The sequence below is a fragment of the Brevundimonas sp. PAMC22021 genome, from assembly GCF_019443405.1.
Lineage (GTDB): Bacteria > Pseudomonadota > Alphaproteobacteria > Caulobacterales > Caulobacteraceae > Brevundimonas.
Map to the genome: position 1 here is coordinate 1,200,419 of NZ_CP080376.1, position 15,395 is coordinate 1,215,813.

Genomic DNA, 15,395 nt, shown 5'->3' on the forward strand with positions numbered 1-15,395 from the left:
TTGAACAGCGGCCATTGGCGCCAAGGTTAAACGAAGGCGTTTAAGGAAGTATGGTGCGGCGATTTCGGAGGCGGTGTTGGCGCGGTTGAAGGTATTCACCTGGTCCGACGGCTTTCACGCGTTCAGCGTCGCCACGACCTCCCGGCCCAAGGCGCTTGAGGCCTGGGGTGTCGGCCAGGACCTGTTCAAGGCGGGCCTGGCGCACGAGCTTGAGGCCGGACCTGACCATGACGCCGCCATGGAGAAGCCCGGCCAGGTTGTTCAACGGAGCGAAGCGATCGACGTCGGCCAGATCGCTCCAGCCAAGCCGAAGTCGAAGGCGCCGGACAACGCCAATGCGCAGTTGATCAAGACGCTGAAGGCTGAACTTGACGCGCTGGATCAAGATCATGCGGACGCCATCCACAAGATCGACGATCAGATCCAGGCGCTGGAGAGCCGCCGCGCCGCACTCGACAAGGATCACGACGCCCAACGAAAGACCTTGAGGGAAAAGCTGTCCGAGGCGCGAGCACGCTGATACCGACCAATAATCGCCTAAGATATATTATGCGAAATAATGCGACTGCTACAGCCGGTCGGCGACGCGCAGCTTGTCCAGCATCCACACGCGCGCCGGCGGCAGCGGCCGGTTCTGCGGGTTGAACACAAAGGCTTCCAGAAAGTGCCCGGTCAGGTCGAAACCGGCTCCGACATCGCCGTCGGACAGACCGGCTTGTGCGCCCAGCATGAACGGCGGCAGCCGCAGCAAGCGGTCGGCGTACGGTTGGCCCGCCTCGCGGCTGACGGCGCGACCCGTCCTCGGACTGACATAGACCAGATCATCGACGACGCCGGTCGAGGCGCAGCGCGTCAGATCGAGGCCGAAGCCCAAATCCTCCAGCAGCCCCATCTCGAAGCGGACAAAGATCGCCGGCCAGACCTCGGGCGCCTGGAACGCGGTCATCAAAGCCTCAAAGGCCAGAAAGGCGCCCGGATGCGGCTCTCGCTCCGGAAGCGCGCCCTGGACGACGGCGGCCGCGGCCGACAACCCGGTCAGCGCCAGAGGGTCGTCAAACAGGCCGCTGGGCCCTTCGCCGACGGGCTCCAGACGCGCCGCGCCGAGATGATCGGAGGTGCGCGCGCGATAATCGACCTGCACGCGCGCCCCGGCCTGCAGGAACGGCTTCATCTTGCGCGAGGCGCCGCCGGCCACATAGGCGGCGCGCCGTCCATGGGTCTCGCTGAGCAGGTCCACGACCGCACCGGTATCGCCGTGGGCGCGGGCGGACAGCACAAAGGCGTCTTCGTGGAAGTCCATCCAACCCGCCCCTAGCGGTGGAGCCCTGTCGGGACCGGCCGCCCCAGCGCCTCGGCCATGCCCTGCTGGGTCAACATGAACACCTGATCCCGCAGATGGTAGTTGTTGGACAGGACGATCACGGTGACAGCCTGTTCCGGCTGGTAGCTGACCAGATTGCGAAACCCGCCCCAGCTGCCGGTATGGTAAATTTGTCGGTCCTCGAACGCGGGCGTGACCTGCTGACCCAGTCGGTTCGAGAAGACGCCATAGCCATAGGCGCGGTGCGGACGACCTCGCTCTTTCGGAGTGTCCGCCGGCGCATGATCGGCGATCATCTGCGCATAGCTGTAGGGCGTCAGCAGCCTGCCGCCATGAAGGGCCCGGTTCCAGACCAGGAGGTCGTCCAACGTCGAATAGACCGCCCCTGCCCCGGCCACGACCGACACATTGGCATTCGGCTGCGGCGTCAGCCCTCCGGGAAAGTTGGCGTAGCCCATGATCACGCCATGATCGCCGCCGTCCAGATCGACGCCGGTATCCTTCATGCCGAGCGGCGTGAAGAAGGCGGATTGGAGGTAGCTGGCGAACGGCTGGCCGCTAGATTTCTCGACAATGGCTGCGGCCAGATTGAAGGCGGCGTTGTCGTATCGAACCTTGGACCCCGGCGTGAACTGCAGACCGTAAAGCTTGGAATCTTCAGTCAGTTTGTCGAGCGTGATCGGCGTCACGCGCCCCAGCCCCCAGGCCGGCCTCGCCATCAGGTCGGGAATGCCAGAGGTGTGCGACAGCAGATGATGGATGCGGATCTGCGCCCAGGCCGCAGGGCACGGCTGGATCCACTTGCAGACCGGATCCTCGATCCGCAGCTTGCCGTCGTCCTGCAGCTTCAGGATCGCGGCGGCCGTGAACTGCTTGGACACCGAGGCCAGGCGGAAGCGGGAGTTCAGCTGCATCGCCTGCCCCTGCTCGCGGTTGGCCATGCCATAGACCTGGCGGAACAGCACCTGGTCGCCCTTGGCCACGAGGACGCCGCCCATGAACCGCCCGGCTGCGGCTTCCCGGTTCAATCGCTGGGCCAGTTGCGGCAGATTCTCGACCACGACCAGCGGCGGTCGCGGCGCGGTCTTGTCGCTGCGGCTGGCCGCAAGAGCGGCGTCGTGCATCGGGTTCTTGGCCGACAGCCAGCCCACGGCGCCGGCGAGCGCCAGAAGCCCGCCGAAGATCAGAGCCAGGACAAGACGGGGATGACCGCCGGAGTAGCGGGGAACGTGAAACACAGGAACTCAGACGTCGTAATCAAGCCCGAACTGGGCGTAGAGGGCGCGGCTGTCCTGCCATTTCGGATCAACCTTGACGGTCAGGAACAGGTGAACGGGTCGGTCCAGAAGCTCGGTCAGCTCCTCGCGCGCCTTTTGTCCGATCCACTTGACCGTTTGGCCGCCCTTGCCCAGCACGATCGGGCGCTGGCTCTCACGCTCGACATAGATGGTCTGCTCGATCCGGGCCGAGCCGTCGGGCTTCTCCTCGAAGCTGGTCGTCTCGACGGCCGCCGAATAGGGCAGTTCCTCATGGACGCGCAGGTAGACCTTCTCGCGGGTGATCTCGGCGGCCAGGACGCGGATCGGTACGTCGGCGGACTGATCCTCAGGGTATAGCCAGGGACCCTTCGGCATCGAGCGGGCCAGGCGCGCCTTGAGATCGTCGACGCCATCGCCGCTTAGCGCCGAGATCATATAGACCTCCTCATAGACGCCGGTTTCGAAAAGCCGCTGCGACAGGGCCAGCAGGGTGTCGCGGCGCATGCCGTCGATCTTGTTCAAGGCCAGGATGACCTTAGTCCCGGTCGCCTTCAGGTTGGCGATGATCGTCTCGGTGTCCTCGGCCGAGCGGCGATCCGCAGCCGTGCCCTCGCGGCCCTCGGCGTCGATGTGCGACTGGGCGTCGATCAGGTGCACCACCACGTCGGCGTCCTCGGCGCCGCCCCATGCCGAGGCGACCATGGCGCGGTCCAGGCGGCGGCGCGGGGTGAAGATGCCGGGCGTGTCGACCAGCACGATCTGGGCGTCGCCTTCGATGGCGATGCCGCGGACCGGAAAGCGCGTCGTCTGAACCTTCTGGGTGACGATCGAGACCTTTGACCCCGTCAGCCGGTTGACCAGCGTCGACTTGCCGGCGTTCGGCGCGCCGATGATGGCGGCGAAGCCCGCGTGCTGGGTCTCAGGGCTGGTCTCGGTCAAATCACGCCTTCTCTCTGCAGCATGGCGACGGCGGCCGCCTTTTCCGCGTCCTGACGCGAACGCCCCCTGGCGGTCAAGGGCTCCACGCCCTGAACGGCGACTTCAACGGTGAACGTCGGCGCGTGATCCGACCCGGTGCGCTCGGTCACGCGGTAAGTCGGCAGCGGACGCCCCTGCCGTTGCGCCCACTCCTGCAAGGCGGACTTGGGGTTGGTGCGTTCGCGCGACGACGGCGCGGCCAGTTCCTCGGCCCAGGCCGTCGCGAACACAGCGCGGGCGGCGTCCAAGCCCCCGTCCAGAAACACGGCGGCCAAAATGGCCTCGACGGCGTCCGCGATCACGCCGGCCTTGCGCCGCCCGCCGGTCTTGGTCTCGCCGGCGGAAAGCCGGAGCGCAGGACCGATGCCCCAAGCCTCTCCGACACGGGCGCAGGCAGACTTGTCGACCAGGGCGTGCAGACGCGCCGACAGCTGGCCCTCGTCCGCCAGAGGGAAGTCGGCCGACAGTCGCTCGGCGGTCAGCAGGCCCAGCACCCGGTCGCCCAGGAATTCGAGCCGCTCGTTGTCGCGCGGGCCATGAACGCCTGGCGCCGCCCCCTCTCCCACGCTGGCGTGGGTCAGGGCGCGTTCCAGCAGGGAGCGGTCGCGAAACACGTGCCCCACGCGGCGTTGAAGCGCCTCGACCGCCTCGGCCCTGACGTTGCCCATCAGTGCAGGACGTTGAAGAAGCGATCCAGCCGCACGTTGAACCAGGTGCCCGGGTTCCACAGCGACGCGCCCGGCTTCCAGGAGAACAGGATCACCTGCGCCTTGCCGACGAGGTTCTCTTCCGGCACCAGGCCCACGCCGCTGGATTGCTCGACACGGCTGTCGATCGAATTGTCGCGGTTGTCGCCCATCATGAAGTAGTGGCCGGCCGGAACCTCGTAGACAGGCGTATCATCCAGATCGCCGCCCGGGCCGAAGTCCTGGGTCATGAAGGTGCGGCCGCCCGGGAGGGTCTCGCGCGCCTGCACGACGGGACGCGGGCCGAAGATGTCGTTGATCTCGCCCTGACGCACGACCACGTCATCGACCGGCTGGCCGTTGATGTGCAGCTTGTTGGCGATCATCTGGATCCGGTCGCCGGGCAGGCCGATCACGCGCTTGATGAAGTCGGTCTTGTCGTCGCGGGGCAGCTTGAACACCACGATGTCGCCGCGCTGGGGCGCCTTGTCCAGGATGCGGCCGTCGAAGATCGGCGGGCTGAACGGGATCGAGTGCCTGGAATAGCCATACGACCACTTGGACACGACGATGTAGTCGCCCTCGTAGAGGTTTGGCTCCATAGAGGCCGAGGGGATGGTGAAGGGCTGGAACAGGAAGATTCGCAGCACCATGGCGATCAGCAGGGCGAAGACGATGGTCTTGATGACCTCGGCCGTCTCGTTGCCGGCCTTGCCCGCGGCCTCGCGGCGGCGCGCCTTGCGGTCGAACACCGGCTGGTCGCGTTCGGTGCGCGCCGCGCCTGTCGGCATGTCGGCTTCGGATGCGGCGAACGCCTGTTCCGGGGTCGGGTCGGAGGCCGCCCCGTGCGGCTTGCGGTCGTCGCTCATGCGGTCTGAAAATCCTTCGCCGCCTTGAACGACGGTCGTGTGCGACGCCTATAGCGGGATTACGACACCGGCAAGGCTTCGATCACCACGAAGGCCAGGGCATAAGGATGTTCGTCCGAAAGCGTCAGGTGGATGCGCGGCTTGCACCCTTGCGGCGTGAGGCGTGCCAGGTGCTCGGCCGCATGCCCCGTCAGCGCCAGAGTGGGCTGACCTGAAGGCAAGTTCACCACCCCCATGTCGCGCCAGTAGACATCAGCTCGCATGCCGGTGCCCAACGCCTTGGCGCAGGCCTCCTTGGCGGCGAACCGCTTGGCGTAGCTCCAGGCCGGGTCCGGCTTCCTGTCTGATCGCGTGCGTTCCAACTCGGTGAAGCAGCGATGCTTGAACCGTTCGCCGAAGCGATCCAGCGAGGCCTGAATTCGCCGAATGTCCGACAGGTCCGCGCCGACGCCGATGATCATGCCGCCGCATCCATGGCCGCCCGCATCCGACGGATCGCGGCGTCGAGGCCGATGAAGATCGATTCGCCGATCAGGAAGTGGCCGATGTTGAGCTCGCGCACCTCCGGGATCGCCAGCATGCGCGGCGCGGTGTCGTAGTCGAGCCCGTGGCCGGCATGGACCTCAAGCCCCAGGATGTCGGCCTGTGCCGCCGCCGAGGCCAGCCGCTCGAACTCGACCTCGCGCTCGCCGCCGGCCAGATGACAGTAGCGGCCGGTGTGAAACTCGACCACCTGCGCGCCGACGGTCCGCGCCGCTTCGACCTGCTCCTCGGCTGGTTCGATGAACAGGGACACCCGCACCCCGGCCTCGCTCAGCGCGCGCACGACCGGCGCAATGCGCGCCTCGTGTCCGGCGACCGCCAGCCCGCCTTCGGTCGTGACCTCCTCGCGCCGTTCAGGCACCAGGCAGGCGGCGTGCGGCCGGTGGCGCAGCCCGACGGCGAGCATCTCGTCTGTCACCGCCATCTCAAGGTTCAGAGGGCGTCCCGCGCGGGCGCAGAGCGCGCTCAGCACGTCGATGTCGGCGTCCGTGATGTGCCTGCGGTCCTCGCGCAGATGCGCCGTGATCCCGTCCGCGCCCGCCGCCAGCGCCGTCTCGGCCGCTCGCACCGGGTCTGGATGAGCGCCGCCGCGTGCGTTCCGCACGGTCGCCACATGGTCGATGTTGACCCCAAGGCGGACGGGGCGGGGCATCAGACCGACTTGGCGAGACGGCGGCTGCCCGGATCCTCGACAGGCAGGGCGGCGAGCTCCGGCGGCAGGGCGTCCGCCGCATAGGCAGGCACGTCCATACTCGCCAGCGCGATCAGGGGCACGCCCACATCGGCCTTGCCGCCCGAGCGATCGACGATGCAGGCCGCGGCGACCACTTCGCCGCCGGCCGCCTGAATGGCCGCGATGCATTCGCGCGACGACAGGCCGGTCGTGACGATGTCCTCGACCATCACCACCTTCTGTCCGGCCTCGACCGAGAAGCCGCGACGCAGCTTGAACACGCCCCCTTCCCGCTCGACGTACATGGACGGCGCGCCCAGATGCCGCGCGGTCTCGTAGCCTGGGATGATGCCGCCAACCGCCGGGGAGATGACGACATCCACGGCGCCCACGGCCGCCGTGATCTTGTCGGCCAGCGCCTTGCACAGCCGTTCGCAACGGCGCGCGTCCATGAACACCAGGTTCTTTTGCAGGAAGACGGGGCTGTGCAGGCCGGAGGACAGCACGAAATGGCCCTCGCGCAGCGCATTGGCCTCGCGGAACTCGTTCAGGACGTCTTCGGTGTTCATGCCCAAGCTCTAGCGCCTTCGGGCGCGGCGTTGAAGACCTGTTCAGCCTCGAACCCGATCGACCGCATCGACCGAAGGGTTGGCCCGCAAGGCGGCGATGATGGTGGTGGCGTGCTTGGCGTCCTCGACCTCGACGTCCACCATGACGTCGAAGAAGTCCTGCTGCCGATGGGCAAGCGACAGGTTGATGATGTTGCCGCCCGCCTGGCCGATCAGGGTCGCGACCTCGCCCAAGACGCCCGGCGCATTGCGCATGGTGGCCTGCAGACGAACCGCGGCGACGGCCTCCGTCTCGGCCTGCGGCGTCCATTGCAGATCGCTCCACACGGCGTCGTTGTCGGCGTATTCCGCCAACGTCTGGCAGTCGATCGTATGCACCGTCAGACCCGCATCCGGCTCCAGGATGCCGACGATGCGATCGCCCGGCACTGGCGTGCAGCACTGGCCGAAATGCACGGTCACGCCAGGTGTCAGGCCGCCGCCCCGCACGAACAGGCGCGCCGTGGAGCCCTCGATCCGCTGCTTCTCCGGCCCGCCGCGCAGCCGGGGCGCCAGCGCCGGGAACAGGGTCTCCGCGACTGCGGCGGGCGACAGTCGTCCCCGACCCAGTCCTTCGAACAGGTCGTCCTCGTTCGAGATCGCCAGCGTCTCCAGCACCGGCTTCAGCGACAGGTCGGCCAGCGACTTGTCGACCCGGCCCAGCGTCTGCTCCAGGGCCGCCCGACCCAGGCGGATGAACTCGCCGCGTTCGTTGGTGCGGATGTGGCGACGGATGGCCGAGCGCGCGCGCCCGGTGACCGTCAGGTTACGCCAGTCGGCCGGCGCCTCGCGCTTGGAGCCGCGAATGATCTCGATAACGTCGCCGTTCTGCAGCGGCGTGCGCATCGGCTTCAGCTCGCCGTTGATCTTCACGCCCACCGCCGTGTCGCCGACCTCGGTGTGCACGGCATAGGCGAAGTCCAGCGGCATGCCGCCGCGCGGCAGGGTGATCAGCGCGCCCTTGGGCGTGAACACGAACACCTGGTCGAGATACATCTCGAGCTTGGCGTGCTCGACCCAGTCCTCGCCGCCCTCGCCGTGCTCGATCACCTGGACCAGGTGACGCAGGTTCTGCAGCGGGTCGCGCCCGCCGTCCGCCTGCATCGCCTCGCGATCCAGGCCGTAGGACTGGTTCTTGTATGACCAGTGCGCCGCCACCCCATCCTCGGCCACGCGGTTCATGGCGGCGGTGCGGATCTGCATTTCGATGCGTAGACCCGACGGCCCTACGACCGTCGTGTGCAGCGAGCGGTAGTTGTTCGACTTGGGCGTCGAGATGAAATCCTTGAAACGCTCGGGCACCATCGGCCAGGCGCGGTGAATGATGCCCAGCGCGCGGTAGCAGTCGTCCTCGGCTTCGACCAGCACGCGGAAGCCGTAGATGTCGGACAGCGACGAGAAGCCGACCGACTTCCTTTGCAGCTTTCTCCAGATCGAATAGGGCGTCTTCTGGCGGCCCTTCACATGCGCGGGAATGCCGCCTTCGGTCAGCACCCGCTCGACCTCCGAGGACACGCCCTCGATGGCGCGACCGTGCTCGAGCTTCAACGCCTCCAGCCGCCGCTCGATGGCCGTGCGGGCCGTCGGATTCAGGTGCTCGAACGCCAGCTCTTCCAGCTCGGAGGCGATGGAGTGGATGCCGATGGACCGACCGAGCGGCGCATAGACTTCCAGCGTCTCGCGGCTGATGCGCTCGCGCTTCTCCGGCTTGACGAAGTGCAGCGTGCGCATGTTGTGCAGGCGGTCGGCCAGCTTGACCAGCAGCACGCGCACGTCGCGGCTGATGGCCAGGATGAACTTGCGCAGGTTCTCGGCCTGTCGCGTCCGTTCGGCCTGGAGCTCCAGCCGGCTGAGCTTGGTCACGCCTTCGACCAAGATGGCGATCTCCTCGCCGAACATGCCGGCGATGTCGTCGCGCGTGGCGGAGGTGTCCTCGACCACATCGTGCAGCAGGGCTGTGATGATGGTGGCGGTGTCTAGCCGATAGTCGGTCAGGATGCCGGCGACCTGGATCGGGTGAGCGAAATAGGGATCGCCCGAGGCCCGCAGCTGCGAGCCATGCATCTTCATCGCATAGACGTAGGCGCGGTTCAGCGCGGCCTCGTCTGCGGTGGGGTCATAGGCCTTGACGGCCTCGATCAGCTCGAACTGACGAAGGATCGGCGCGCGTCTGGGCGCAGCGCCGGCCTCGGCAGATCTGATCGTGTTCGCAGAAGAGGGCGCCGGCGTGGCCGCGTCGGTCCGCGCCGGCAGAATGGTGACGCCAGTGGACCCGTCGGGGGTCAGTAGCGCTCCTCCTGGCCGCCGTCCTTGTCGCTTTGCAGCGCGCGGATCAGTTCGGCCTCGGACATGTTCATGTGCTGCGGCTCGGCCAGCAGGGCGACGGTCTCGGCCTCGTCTTCGGCTTCGGTGCGCTCGTCGACGCGCTGCAGGTTGGTGATGATGGTCTCGCGCAGCTCGTCGGGGCGCACGGTGTCCTCGGCCACTTCGCGCAGGGCGACGACCGGGTTCTTGTCATTGTCGCGGTCGAGCGTCAGCGCCGCGCCATTGGCGATGCTGCGGGCGCGGTGACCGGCCAGCAGAACCAGGCCAAAGCGGTTCGGGACCTTCTCGATGCAGTCTTCGACGGTGACGCGGGCCATGACAATCCTTCGGACGCGGGTGAAGAGTCGCGTCAAATACAGACGAAGCCCTGTTTTTGCAACGTCAAGGCGGCGGAAGTGCGGCTTTCAATCCGTCCTGGACGCCAGCGGATAGGCGATGATCAGCACCAGGTCCTCCTCGCCCACCTGACGGATGCCGACGTTGCCGCCGTCGTAAAGGTAGGCGGTGTCGCCCGCCTTCATCCGCGTGGTCACGCCGTCCGACGTCACATCGCCCTCTCCGCTGACGACGTGATACACTTCATCGTGGTTGATGACGTGCAGGCCGATGGAGGCGCCCGGGTGCATGATCCGCTTCCTGAACTCCATCGCCCTGTTCGGCGCGACATCGGAGATGCGGTAGGCGGTGCTCATGCCCGTGCCGTTGTGCGGCGGAACCTGACGCACCATCACGTCCGCTTCGCGGATCACCACGCCGACGCCGGCCGGCGAACCTTGGCTCTGCTGAGGCGCCGCGCCCGCGATCAATCCTGCCAGCACGAGTGTGATCATGTCGCCTCCGGGGAAATCGTTGCGTCAACGACGACATGCGGCGCAGGAACTTTCAAGGGCCGGGCGTCGCGGCCGACGGTCGCGGCCGCCGCCAGCGTCGCGGCAGATCGGCTGAAGTCCGGATGTTTCCAGTCCGGCTGGATCTCGGCCAGTGGCCCCATGACGAACAGCCGCTTGGCCGCGCGGGGATGGGGCAGGATCAGACCTCCGAAATCCCCGCTCATTCGACCGTAGGCGATGAGGTCCAGGTCCAGGGTGCGCGGAGCGTTGCGAACGCTGCGCCGGCGACCGAAGAGGTCCTCGATCCGTCGGAGCGCCGCCATGACGTCAGAGGCGTCCAGTTCGGTCTGCACGATGGCTATGCCGTTCAGGAACGGCGGGTCGGAAGGATCCGGCCAGGCCTGCGACGCCCACCACGACGATCGCGCCGTCACATCCAGGCCTTCGGGACGGAAGCGGGCCAGGGCGGCCTCCAGCGCCTCGTGACAGGACGACCACGCCCCCTTGTCATTGCAGCCAAGCGCCACGATGACTGCATCATCCCCTTCCGACTCGCGGTGTCGCTTCTTCGCCGCTGCCGGATCTTCTGCGTCGCTGGATGCCGCCATGCCCTTCCACTCCAACGACCGGCTCGCGGTCTTCATCGACGGCGCCAACCTCTACTCCGCGGCCCGCGCCCTGCAGCAGGAACTGGACTTCCGGCGGATGCTGGACTGGTTCGGCGCGCGTTCGCGGCTGGTGAGGGCCTACTATTACACGGCGGTGATCGAGGGCGAAGAGTTCTCGGCCGTGCGACCCCTGGTCGACTGGCTGGGCTACAACGGCTTCTCCGTGGTCACCAAGCCGACCAAGCGCCTGACCGACGCCCATGGCCACAGCCGGCTGAAGGGCAACATGGACATCGAGATCGCGGTGGACATGCTGGAGCTGTCCGCCCATCTCGACCACGTCGTGCTGTTTTCCGGCGACGGCGACTTCCGACGTCTGGTGGAGGCGGTTCAGCGTCGGGGTGTCCGCGTCACGGTTGTCTCCACCTTGAAGACCCAGCCGCCCCAGATCGCCGACGAACTGCGGCGCCAAGCCGACGACTATCTCGACCTCTCCGACCTGATGGCCGAGTTCGGCCGTGTGAAGCCCGCCTGAGCATGAGCTTGAACCCTGAACCGCCCCGCGATTGTCCTCGCTGTCCGCGCCTCGTCGCCTATCGCCAAGAGAACGCGCGCCAGAACCCCGACTGGTTCAACGGCCCGGCTCCCTCCTTCGGCGATCCGGACGCCAGGCTGCTGGTGGCGGGCCTTGCCCCCGGCCGCATGGGCGCCAACCGCACCGGCCGCCCCTTCACCGGCGACCACGCCGGCTGGCTGCTGTACGAAACGCTGAAGAAGACCGGCTTCGCACGCGGCGACTACGAGGCGCGTCCGGACGACACGCTGCAGCTGGTCGACTGCATGGTGACCAACGCCGTCCGCTGCGCGCCGCCCGGCAACAAGCCGCTGCCGATCGAAGAGACCACCTGCCGTCCCTTCCTGATCGATAGATTGGCCGCCCTGCCCCGCCTGAAGGTGATCGTCACCCTGGGCGATGTGTCTCGGCGCAACATCCTGAAGGCGTTCGGCCGACCCGGCACGGCCATGCCGGCGGGCCACGGGGCCGAGGGCGAAGCGGGCGGCTACATCATCCTGAACAGCTATCACTGCTCGCGCCTGAACACGAACACCGGCCGGCTCACGCCCGACATGTTCGAGGCGGTGTTCCGTCGAGCGCAGGCGCTGCTCGAGGCCTGAAGCCTCTCAGCCCTTGTCACGCAGCAGCCGCGCCTTGTCGCGCTGCCAGTCGCGCTCGGCGGAGGCTTCGCGCTTGTCGTGCAGCTTCTTGCCCTTGGCGAGAGCGATCTCGAGCTTGGCCTTCCCGTCTTCGTTCAGATAGAGGCGCAAGGGGATGATGGTCTGGCCGTCGCGCTGGACCGCGCCGATCAGGCGGTCGATCTGCTTTCGGTGCAGCAGCAGCTTTCGCGGCCGGCGCGGCTCATGGTTGAAGCGGTTGGCCTGTTTGTACGGCGGGATGTCGGCGTTGATCAGCACGATCTCGCGCCCTTCCACCGCCGCATAGCTCTCGGCGATGTTGGCCCGACCGTCGCGCAAGGCCTTGATCTCGGTGCCCGTCAGCACCAACCCCGCCTCGGTGTTGTCCTCGAGGAAGTAGTCGAAGCGCGCCCGCCGGTTCTCGGCGATGGTCTTGGACTTGGGTTGAGGCGCGGCCATCAGGCGACGCCCGATTCGGCCATCGCGCGATCGATGACGGGGCGCACCGCCTCCGCCGTCGGCGCAAGCGGCAGCCGCACCTCTTCCAAGCACAGACCCAGCCTGGACAGGGCGTACTTTGTCGGCGACGGCGAGTTGTCGAGGAACAGCCCCTTGTGCAAGCCGATCAGCCGGTCCTGCCAAGTGCGCGCGGTCGCATAGTCTCCCGCCGTGACGGCGTTGTGCAGAGCGACCATGCCCTCCGGCGCGACGTTGGAGGTGACGGAGATCACGCCATGTCCGCCGTGCGCGGCATAGCCCAGCCATGACGGATCGTCCCCCGACAGATAGTCGAACTGACCATGGATGGCAGTGCGCATGGCGCTGATCCGCGACAGGTCGCCGGTGGCGTCCTTGATGCCGACGATGTTGGGATGCTCAGACAGGGCGACGACGCTGTCGTTGGACAGGTCTACGCCCGTCCGGCCGGGCACGTTGTAAAGCAGGATCGGCAGCTGCACCGCATCGGCGATAGCGCGGTAGTGGGCGAGCATGCCCGCCTGCGATGGTCTGTTGTAGTAGGGCGTGACCACCAGGGCGCCGTCCGCGCCCACCGTCTTGGCGTGACGCACCAGGTCGATGGCCTTGTCCGTGGCCGAAGACCCGGCCCCGGCGATCACGCGAACCCGACCGGCCGCCGTTTTCACGCACAGCTCGACCACGCGCTTGTGCTCTTCCAGCGACAGGGTGGCGCTTTCGCCGGTGGTGCCCATCGGCACGACGCCGTGGACGCCTGCGGCGATCTGGCGCTCCAGCAATCTGACGAAGGCGTCCTCGTCCACGTTTCCGTCACGAAGTGGTGTGATCAGGGCGGTGATCACGCCCTTGAACAAGGGGGCGGTCATTGAAACTTCTTGCCTGCGAGGGGGTTGGCGTCACGCGCCGCTTTCGGAGCGCCGGAGGGTAGGTTGCCGGCGGCCCCGCCGCAACCGGGATGAATGGGAACAGGACACTTCATGATCGCGACCAGCCTTGCGGCCGCCCTGGCCATCCTTGCGCCCACGCCCCAGGACGTTCTGCCGTCGGGCGGGCCTGTGGCCTACAGCACCCAGGCGCCCGGCGCGACCTATCAGGGCCGGGTGCTGAACGATCAGGACACGGCGCTGTTCCGCCAGGGCCTCGCATCGGCTCGGTCGCGCGACGTGGCGGGTACGCGCTCGACCATGCAGCAGATCGGCGATCCCACGGCCCGCAAGCTGGTGGAATGGGCGCTGATCGACACCTCGGCGCAGCAGCTGTCCTACGTCGATCTGGTCCGAGCCAAGCGGGACATGGCCGCGTGGCCGCGCGGCGACTCGCGCCAGGCGGCGGGCGAACGCGCGCTCGACCTCGCCGGCGCCGGCGCCGACGAGACCCTGGCCTTCTTCGACGGCGGCCAGCCTGAGACGGTGCAGGGCGCGATCGCCCTCGCCTCCGCCCTCGAGCAGCGTAATCGGCCGGCGGAGGCGCAGGCCCTGATCCGCACCTGGTGGCGCACTCGGTCCTTCGAAGAGGCGCAGCAGATGCGGGTCCAGGGCCGCTGGGGCGGTTGGCTGACGCAGGCGGATCACGAAGCGCGGTTGAACATGTTGCTGAGCGGTCCGCACGGCCCCGCGACGCGCGCCATGATCCCGCTGGTCTCGCCCGAGCGCGCCGCCGTCGCCAATGCGGTAATGAACCTGCGCACGGCCTACAGCCCCGACGCCGTTGTCGCCACCCTGACGCCCGCCCAGGCTGCCGACCCGACCGTGGCGCTGGAGCGTGTGCGTATCCTGCGCTCGCAGAACCGCCAGTCCGAGGGCTTTCCTCTGCTGGCCGCCCTCCCCTCCGCACCGAGCCACGCCGAGGGTCAGTCGACGTTGTGGAGCGAGCGGCGCAACTACTTCCTCGACGCGCTGCAGGCCGGAAACTGGCGAGCGGCCTATGACTCCATGAACGGCCACGGCTTCACCTCGGGCGATCGGATGGTGGACGCCGAGTTCTTCGCCGGCTGGGTCGCCCTGACCAAGCTGAATGATCCGGCGACGGCGGCGCGTCACTTCGAGACGCTGCGCAGCGCCTCGTCCACGCCGATCACGCAAGGTCGCGCCCTCTACTGGCTGGGTCGAGCGGCCGAGGCGCAGCGTGATCAATCCCGCGCCATGCAGTTCTACCAGGCCGGCGCCCAGCACTGGCAGACCTTCTACGGCCAGCTGGCGGCGGAAAAGGCGGGCGTCTCGACCCTGACCCTGCCCGGCGATCCCGATCCGTCGCCGGAAGAGGTCGCGCGCTTCGAGGCGAACGAGGTGGTGCGCGCCGCCCGCATCCTGGGCGAGACCGGCGAGACCAGCCTGCTGCGCGTCTTCGCCTATCAGCTTGACGACGACCTGCCGAACGCCGGCGATCTCGCGCTGTTGATGGACCTGACGCGCGGCTACGGCGAGCAATTCACCTCCATGATGGTCGGGCGCGCGGCCAGCCAGCGCGGCATCGTCATGCCCGAGCGCATGTATCCGGTGCGCGTGCCGCCCCAGGTCGCAGGCGCGGCGCCGCTGGAGTTCACCCAGGCCATCACGCGTCAGGAATCGAGCTTTGACCCGCGCGCCCGTTCGTCCGCCGATGCGCGCGGCATGATGCAATTCCTGCCCTCCACCGCCTCGGGCGTGGCGCGGCGCCTCGGGATGAGCTTCTCGGCCGAGCAGCTGTGGGATCCGGACTACAACATGACGCTGGGCAGCTATCACCTGGGCGAACTGATGAACCAGTTCTCGGGCTCGATGCTGCTGACCACCGTGGGCTACAACGCCGGCCCAGCGCGGCCGCCGCAGTGGATCGTACGGTGCGGCGATCCTCGCGGCGCCCAGGTCGATCCCGTCGACTTCATCGAGTGCGCGCCGTTCACCGAGACGCGCAACTACATGATGCGGGTGATGGAGAACCTTCAGGTCTATCGCGCGCGTCTGAACGGCGGCTCGGCCCCGCTGACGCCCTCGGCGGACCTGGCGCGCGGCGCGAGCGGACCACGCGCTTACCAGTGAGCCCCGG

The 15,395-nt window shown here is 67.6% G+C and carries 18 protein-coding genes; 4 read left to right on the forward strand and 14 right to left on the reverse strand.

Translation table 11 applies throughout. The annotated features are described in order from the left end of the window. The first annotated feature begins 73 nt into the window (after positions 1-73). The gene (locus KY493_RS05870; RefSeq protein ID WP_370627357.1) at positions 74-520 is read left to right on the forward strand and encodes a hypothetical protein; all 447 of its coding nucleotides are present in this window, start codon (positions 74-76) and stop codon (positions 518-520) included. Between the two features lie 48 nt (positions 521-568). Here KY493_RS05870 and recO read toward each other — a convergent pair whose 3' ends face one another. The 12 genes from recO to folK all read right to left on the reverse strand — a co-directional run bounded on the left by recO (position 569) and on the right by folK (position 10,700). Next, entirely contained in the window at positions 569-1,300 is a 732-nt protein-coding gene (recO, locus tag KY493_RS05875) for a DNA repair protein RecO (RefSeq protein ID WP_219898032.1), read from the reverse strand. An 11-nt stretch (positions 1,301-1,311) separates the two neighbouring features. Next, complete coding sequence (locus KY493_RS05880; protein ID WP_219898033.1) at positions 1,312-2,559, reverse strand: serine hydrolase; 1,248 nt, start codon at positions 2,557-2,559, stop codon at positions 1,312-1,314. A gap of 6 nt (positions 2,560-2,565) precedes the next feature. Beyond that, on the reverse strand, positions 2,566-3,519 hold the full coding sequence (gene era, locus KY493_RS05885) for a GTPase Era (RefSeq protein ID WP_219898034.1): 954 nt from the start codon (positions 3,517-3,519) through the stop codon (positions 2,566-2,568). Then, the gene (gene rnc / locus KY493_RS05890) at positions 3,516-4,226 is read right to left on the reverse strand and encodes a ribonuclease III (protein WP_219898035.1); all 711 of its coding nucleotides are present in this window, start codon (positions 4,224-4,226) and stop codon (positions 3,516-3,518) included. The genes era and rnc overlap by 4 nt, the downstream gene beginning before the upstream one ends. Then, entirely contained in the window at positions 4,226-5,113 is an 888-nt protein-coding gene (gene lepB, locus KY493_RS05895; protein ID WP_219898036.1) for a signal peptidase I, read from the reverse strand. The genes rnc and lepB overlap by 1 nt, the downstream gene beginning before the upstream one ends. Positions 5,114-5,172: 59 nt before the next feature. Next, positions 5,173-5,574: a holo-ACP synthase gene (gene acpS / locus KY493_RS05900; protein WP_219898037.1), complete on the reverse strand. Its 402-nt coding sequence runs from the start codon at positions 5,572-5,574 to the stop codon at positions 5,173-5,175. Beyond that, the gene (locus KY493_RS05905) at positions 5,571-6,308 is read right to left on the reverse strand and encodes a pyridoxine 5'-phosphate synthase (protein WP_219898038.1); all 738 of its coding nucleotides are present in this window, start codon (positions 6,306-6,308) and stop codon (positions 5,571-5,573) included. The genes acpS and KY493_RS05905 overlap by 4 nt, the downstream gene beginning before the upstream one ends. After that, positions 6,308-6,898: an orotate phosphoribosyltransferase gene (pyrE, locus tag KY493_RS05910; RefSeq protein ID WP_219898039.1), complete on the reverse strand. Its 591-nt coding sequence runs from the start codon at positions 6,896-6,898 to the stop codon at positions 6,308-6,310. The genes KY493_RS05905 and pyrE overlap by 1 nt, the downstream gene beginning before the upstream one ends. A gap of 42 nt (positions 6,899-6,940) precedes the next feature. Beyond that, complete coding sequence (locus tag KY493_RS05915; RefSeq protein ID WP_370627373.1) at positions 6,941-9,139, reverse strand: bifunctional (p)ppGpp synthetase/guanosine-3',5'-bis(diphosphate) 3'-pyrophosphohydrolase; 2,199 nt, start codon at positions 9,137-9,139, stop codon at positions 6,941-6,943. 80 nt (positions 9,140-9,219) lie between these two features. After that, the gene (rpoZ, locus tag KY493_RS05920) at positions 9,220-9,579 is read right to left on the reverse strand and encodes a DNA-directed RNA polymerase subunit omega (protein WP_219898040.1); all 360 of its coding nucleotides are present in this window, start codon (positions 9,577-9,579) and stop codon (positions 9,220-9,222) included. Positions 9,580-9,666: 87 nt separating this feature from the next. Next, entirely contained in the window at positions 9,667-10,092 is a 426-nt protein-coding gene (locus KY493_RS05925; RefSeq protein WP_219898041.1) for a cupin domain-containing protein, read from the reverse strand. Then, positions 10,089-10,700: a 2-amino-4-hydroxy-6-hydroxymethyldihydropteridine diphosphokinase gene (folK, locus tag KY493_RS05930; RefSeq protein ID WP_219898042.1), complete on the reverse strand. Its 612-nt coding sequence runs from the start codon at positions 10,698-10,700 to the stop codon at positions 10,089-10,091. The genes KY493_RS05925 and folK overlap by 4 nt, the downstream gene beginning before the upstream one ends. On the opposite strand from folK, the gene KY493_RS05935 reads away from it, so the two are divergent. Then, positions 10,699-11,235 (forward strand): NYN domain-containing protein, encoded by a 537-nt coding sequence (locus KY493_RS05935; RefSeq protein ID WP_219898043.1) that lies wholly within the window; start codon positions 10,699-10,701, stop codon positions 11,233-11,235. The genes folK and KY493_RS05935 overlap by 2 nt on opposite strands. A 2-nt stretch (positions 11,236-11,237) precedes the next feature. Then, positions 11,238-11,876 (forward strand): uracil-DNA glycosylase, encoded by a 639-nt coding sequence (locus tag KY493_RS05940; RefSeq protein WP_219898044.1) that lies wholly within the window; start codon positions 11,238-11,240, stop codon positions 11,874-11,876. 6 nt (positions 11,877-11,882) lie between these two features. Here the strand turns inward: KY493_RS05940 and smpB are convergent, their stop codons facing one another. Then, the gene (gene smpB / locus KY493_RS05945) at positions 11,883-12,353 is read right to left on the reverse strand and encodes an SsrA-binding protein SmpB (RefSeq protein WP_219898045.1); all 471 of its coding nucleotides are present in this window, start codon (positions 12,351-12,353) and stop codon (positions 11,883-11,885) included. After that, positions 12,353-13,237, reverse strand: a complete 885-nt coding sequence (gene dapA / locus KY493_RS05950; RefSeq protein ID WP_219898046.1) for a 4-hydroxy-tetrahydrodipicolinate synthase — start codon at positions 13,235-13,237, stop codon at positions 12,353-12,355. The genes smpB and dapA overlap by 1 nt, the downstream gene beginning before the upstream one ends. 111 nt (positions 13,238-13,348) lie before the next feature. Between dapA and KY493_RS05955 the strand changes: the two genes are divergently transcribed. After that, entirely contained in the window at positions 13,349-15,388 is a 2,040-nt protein-coding gene (locus KY493_RS05955) for a lytic transglycosylase domain-containing protein (RefSeq protein WP_255568064.1), read from the forward strand. Positions 15,389-15,395 lie beyond the last annotated feature (7 nt).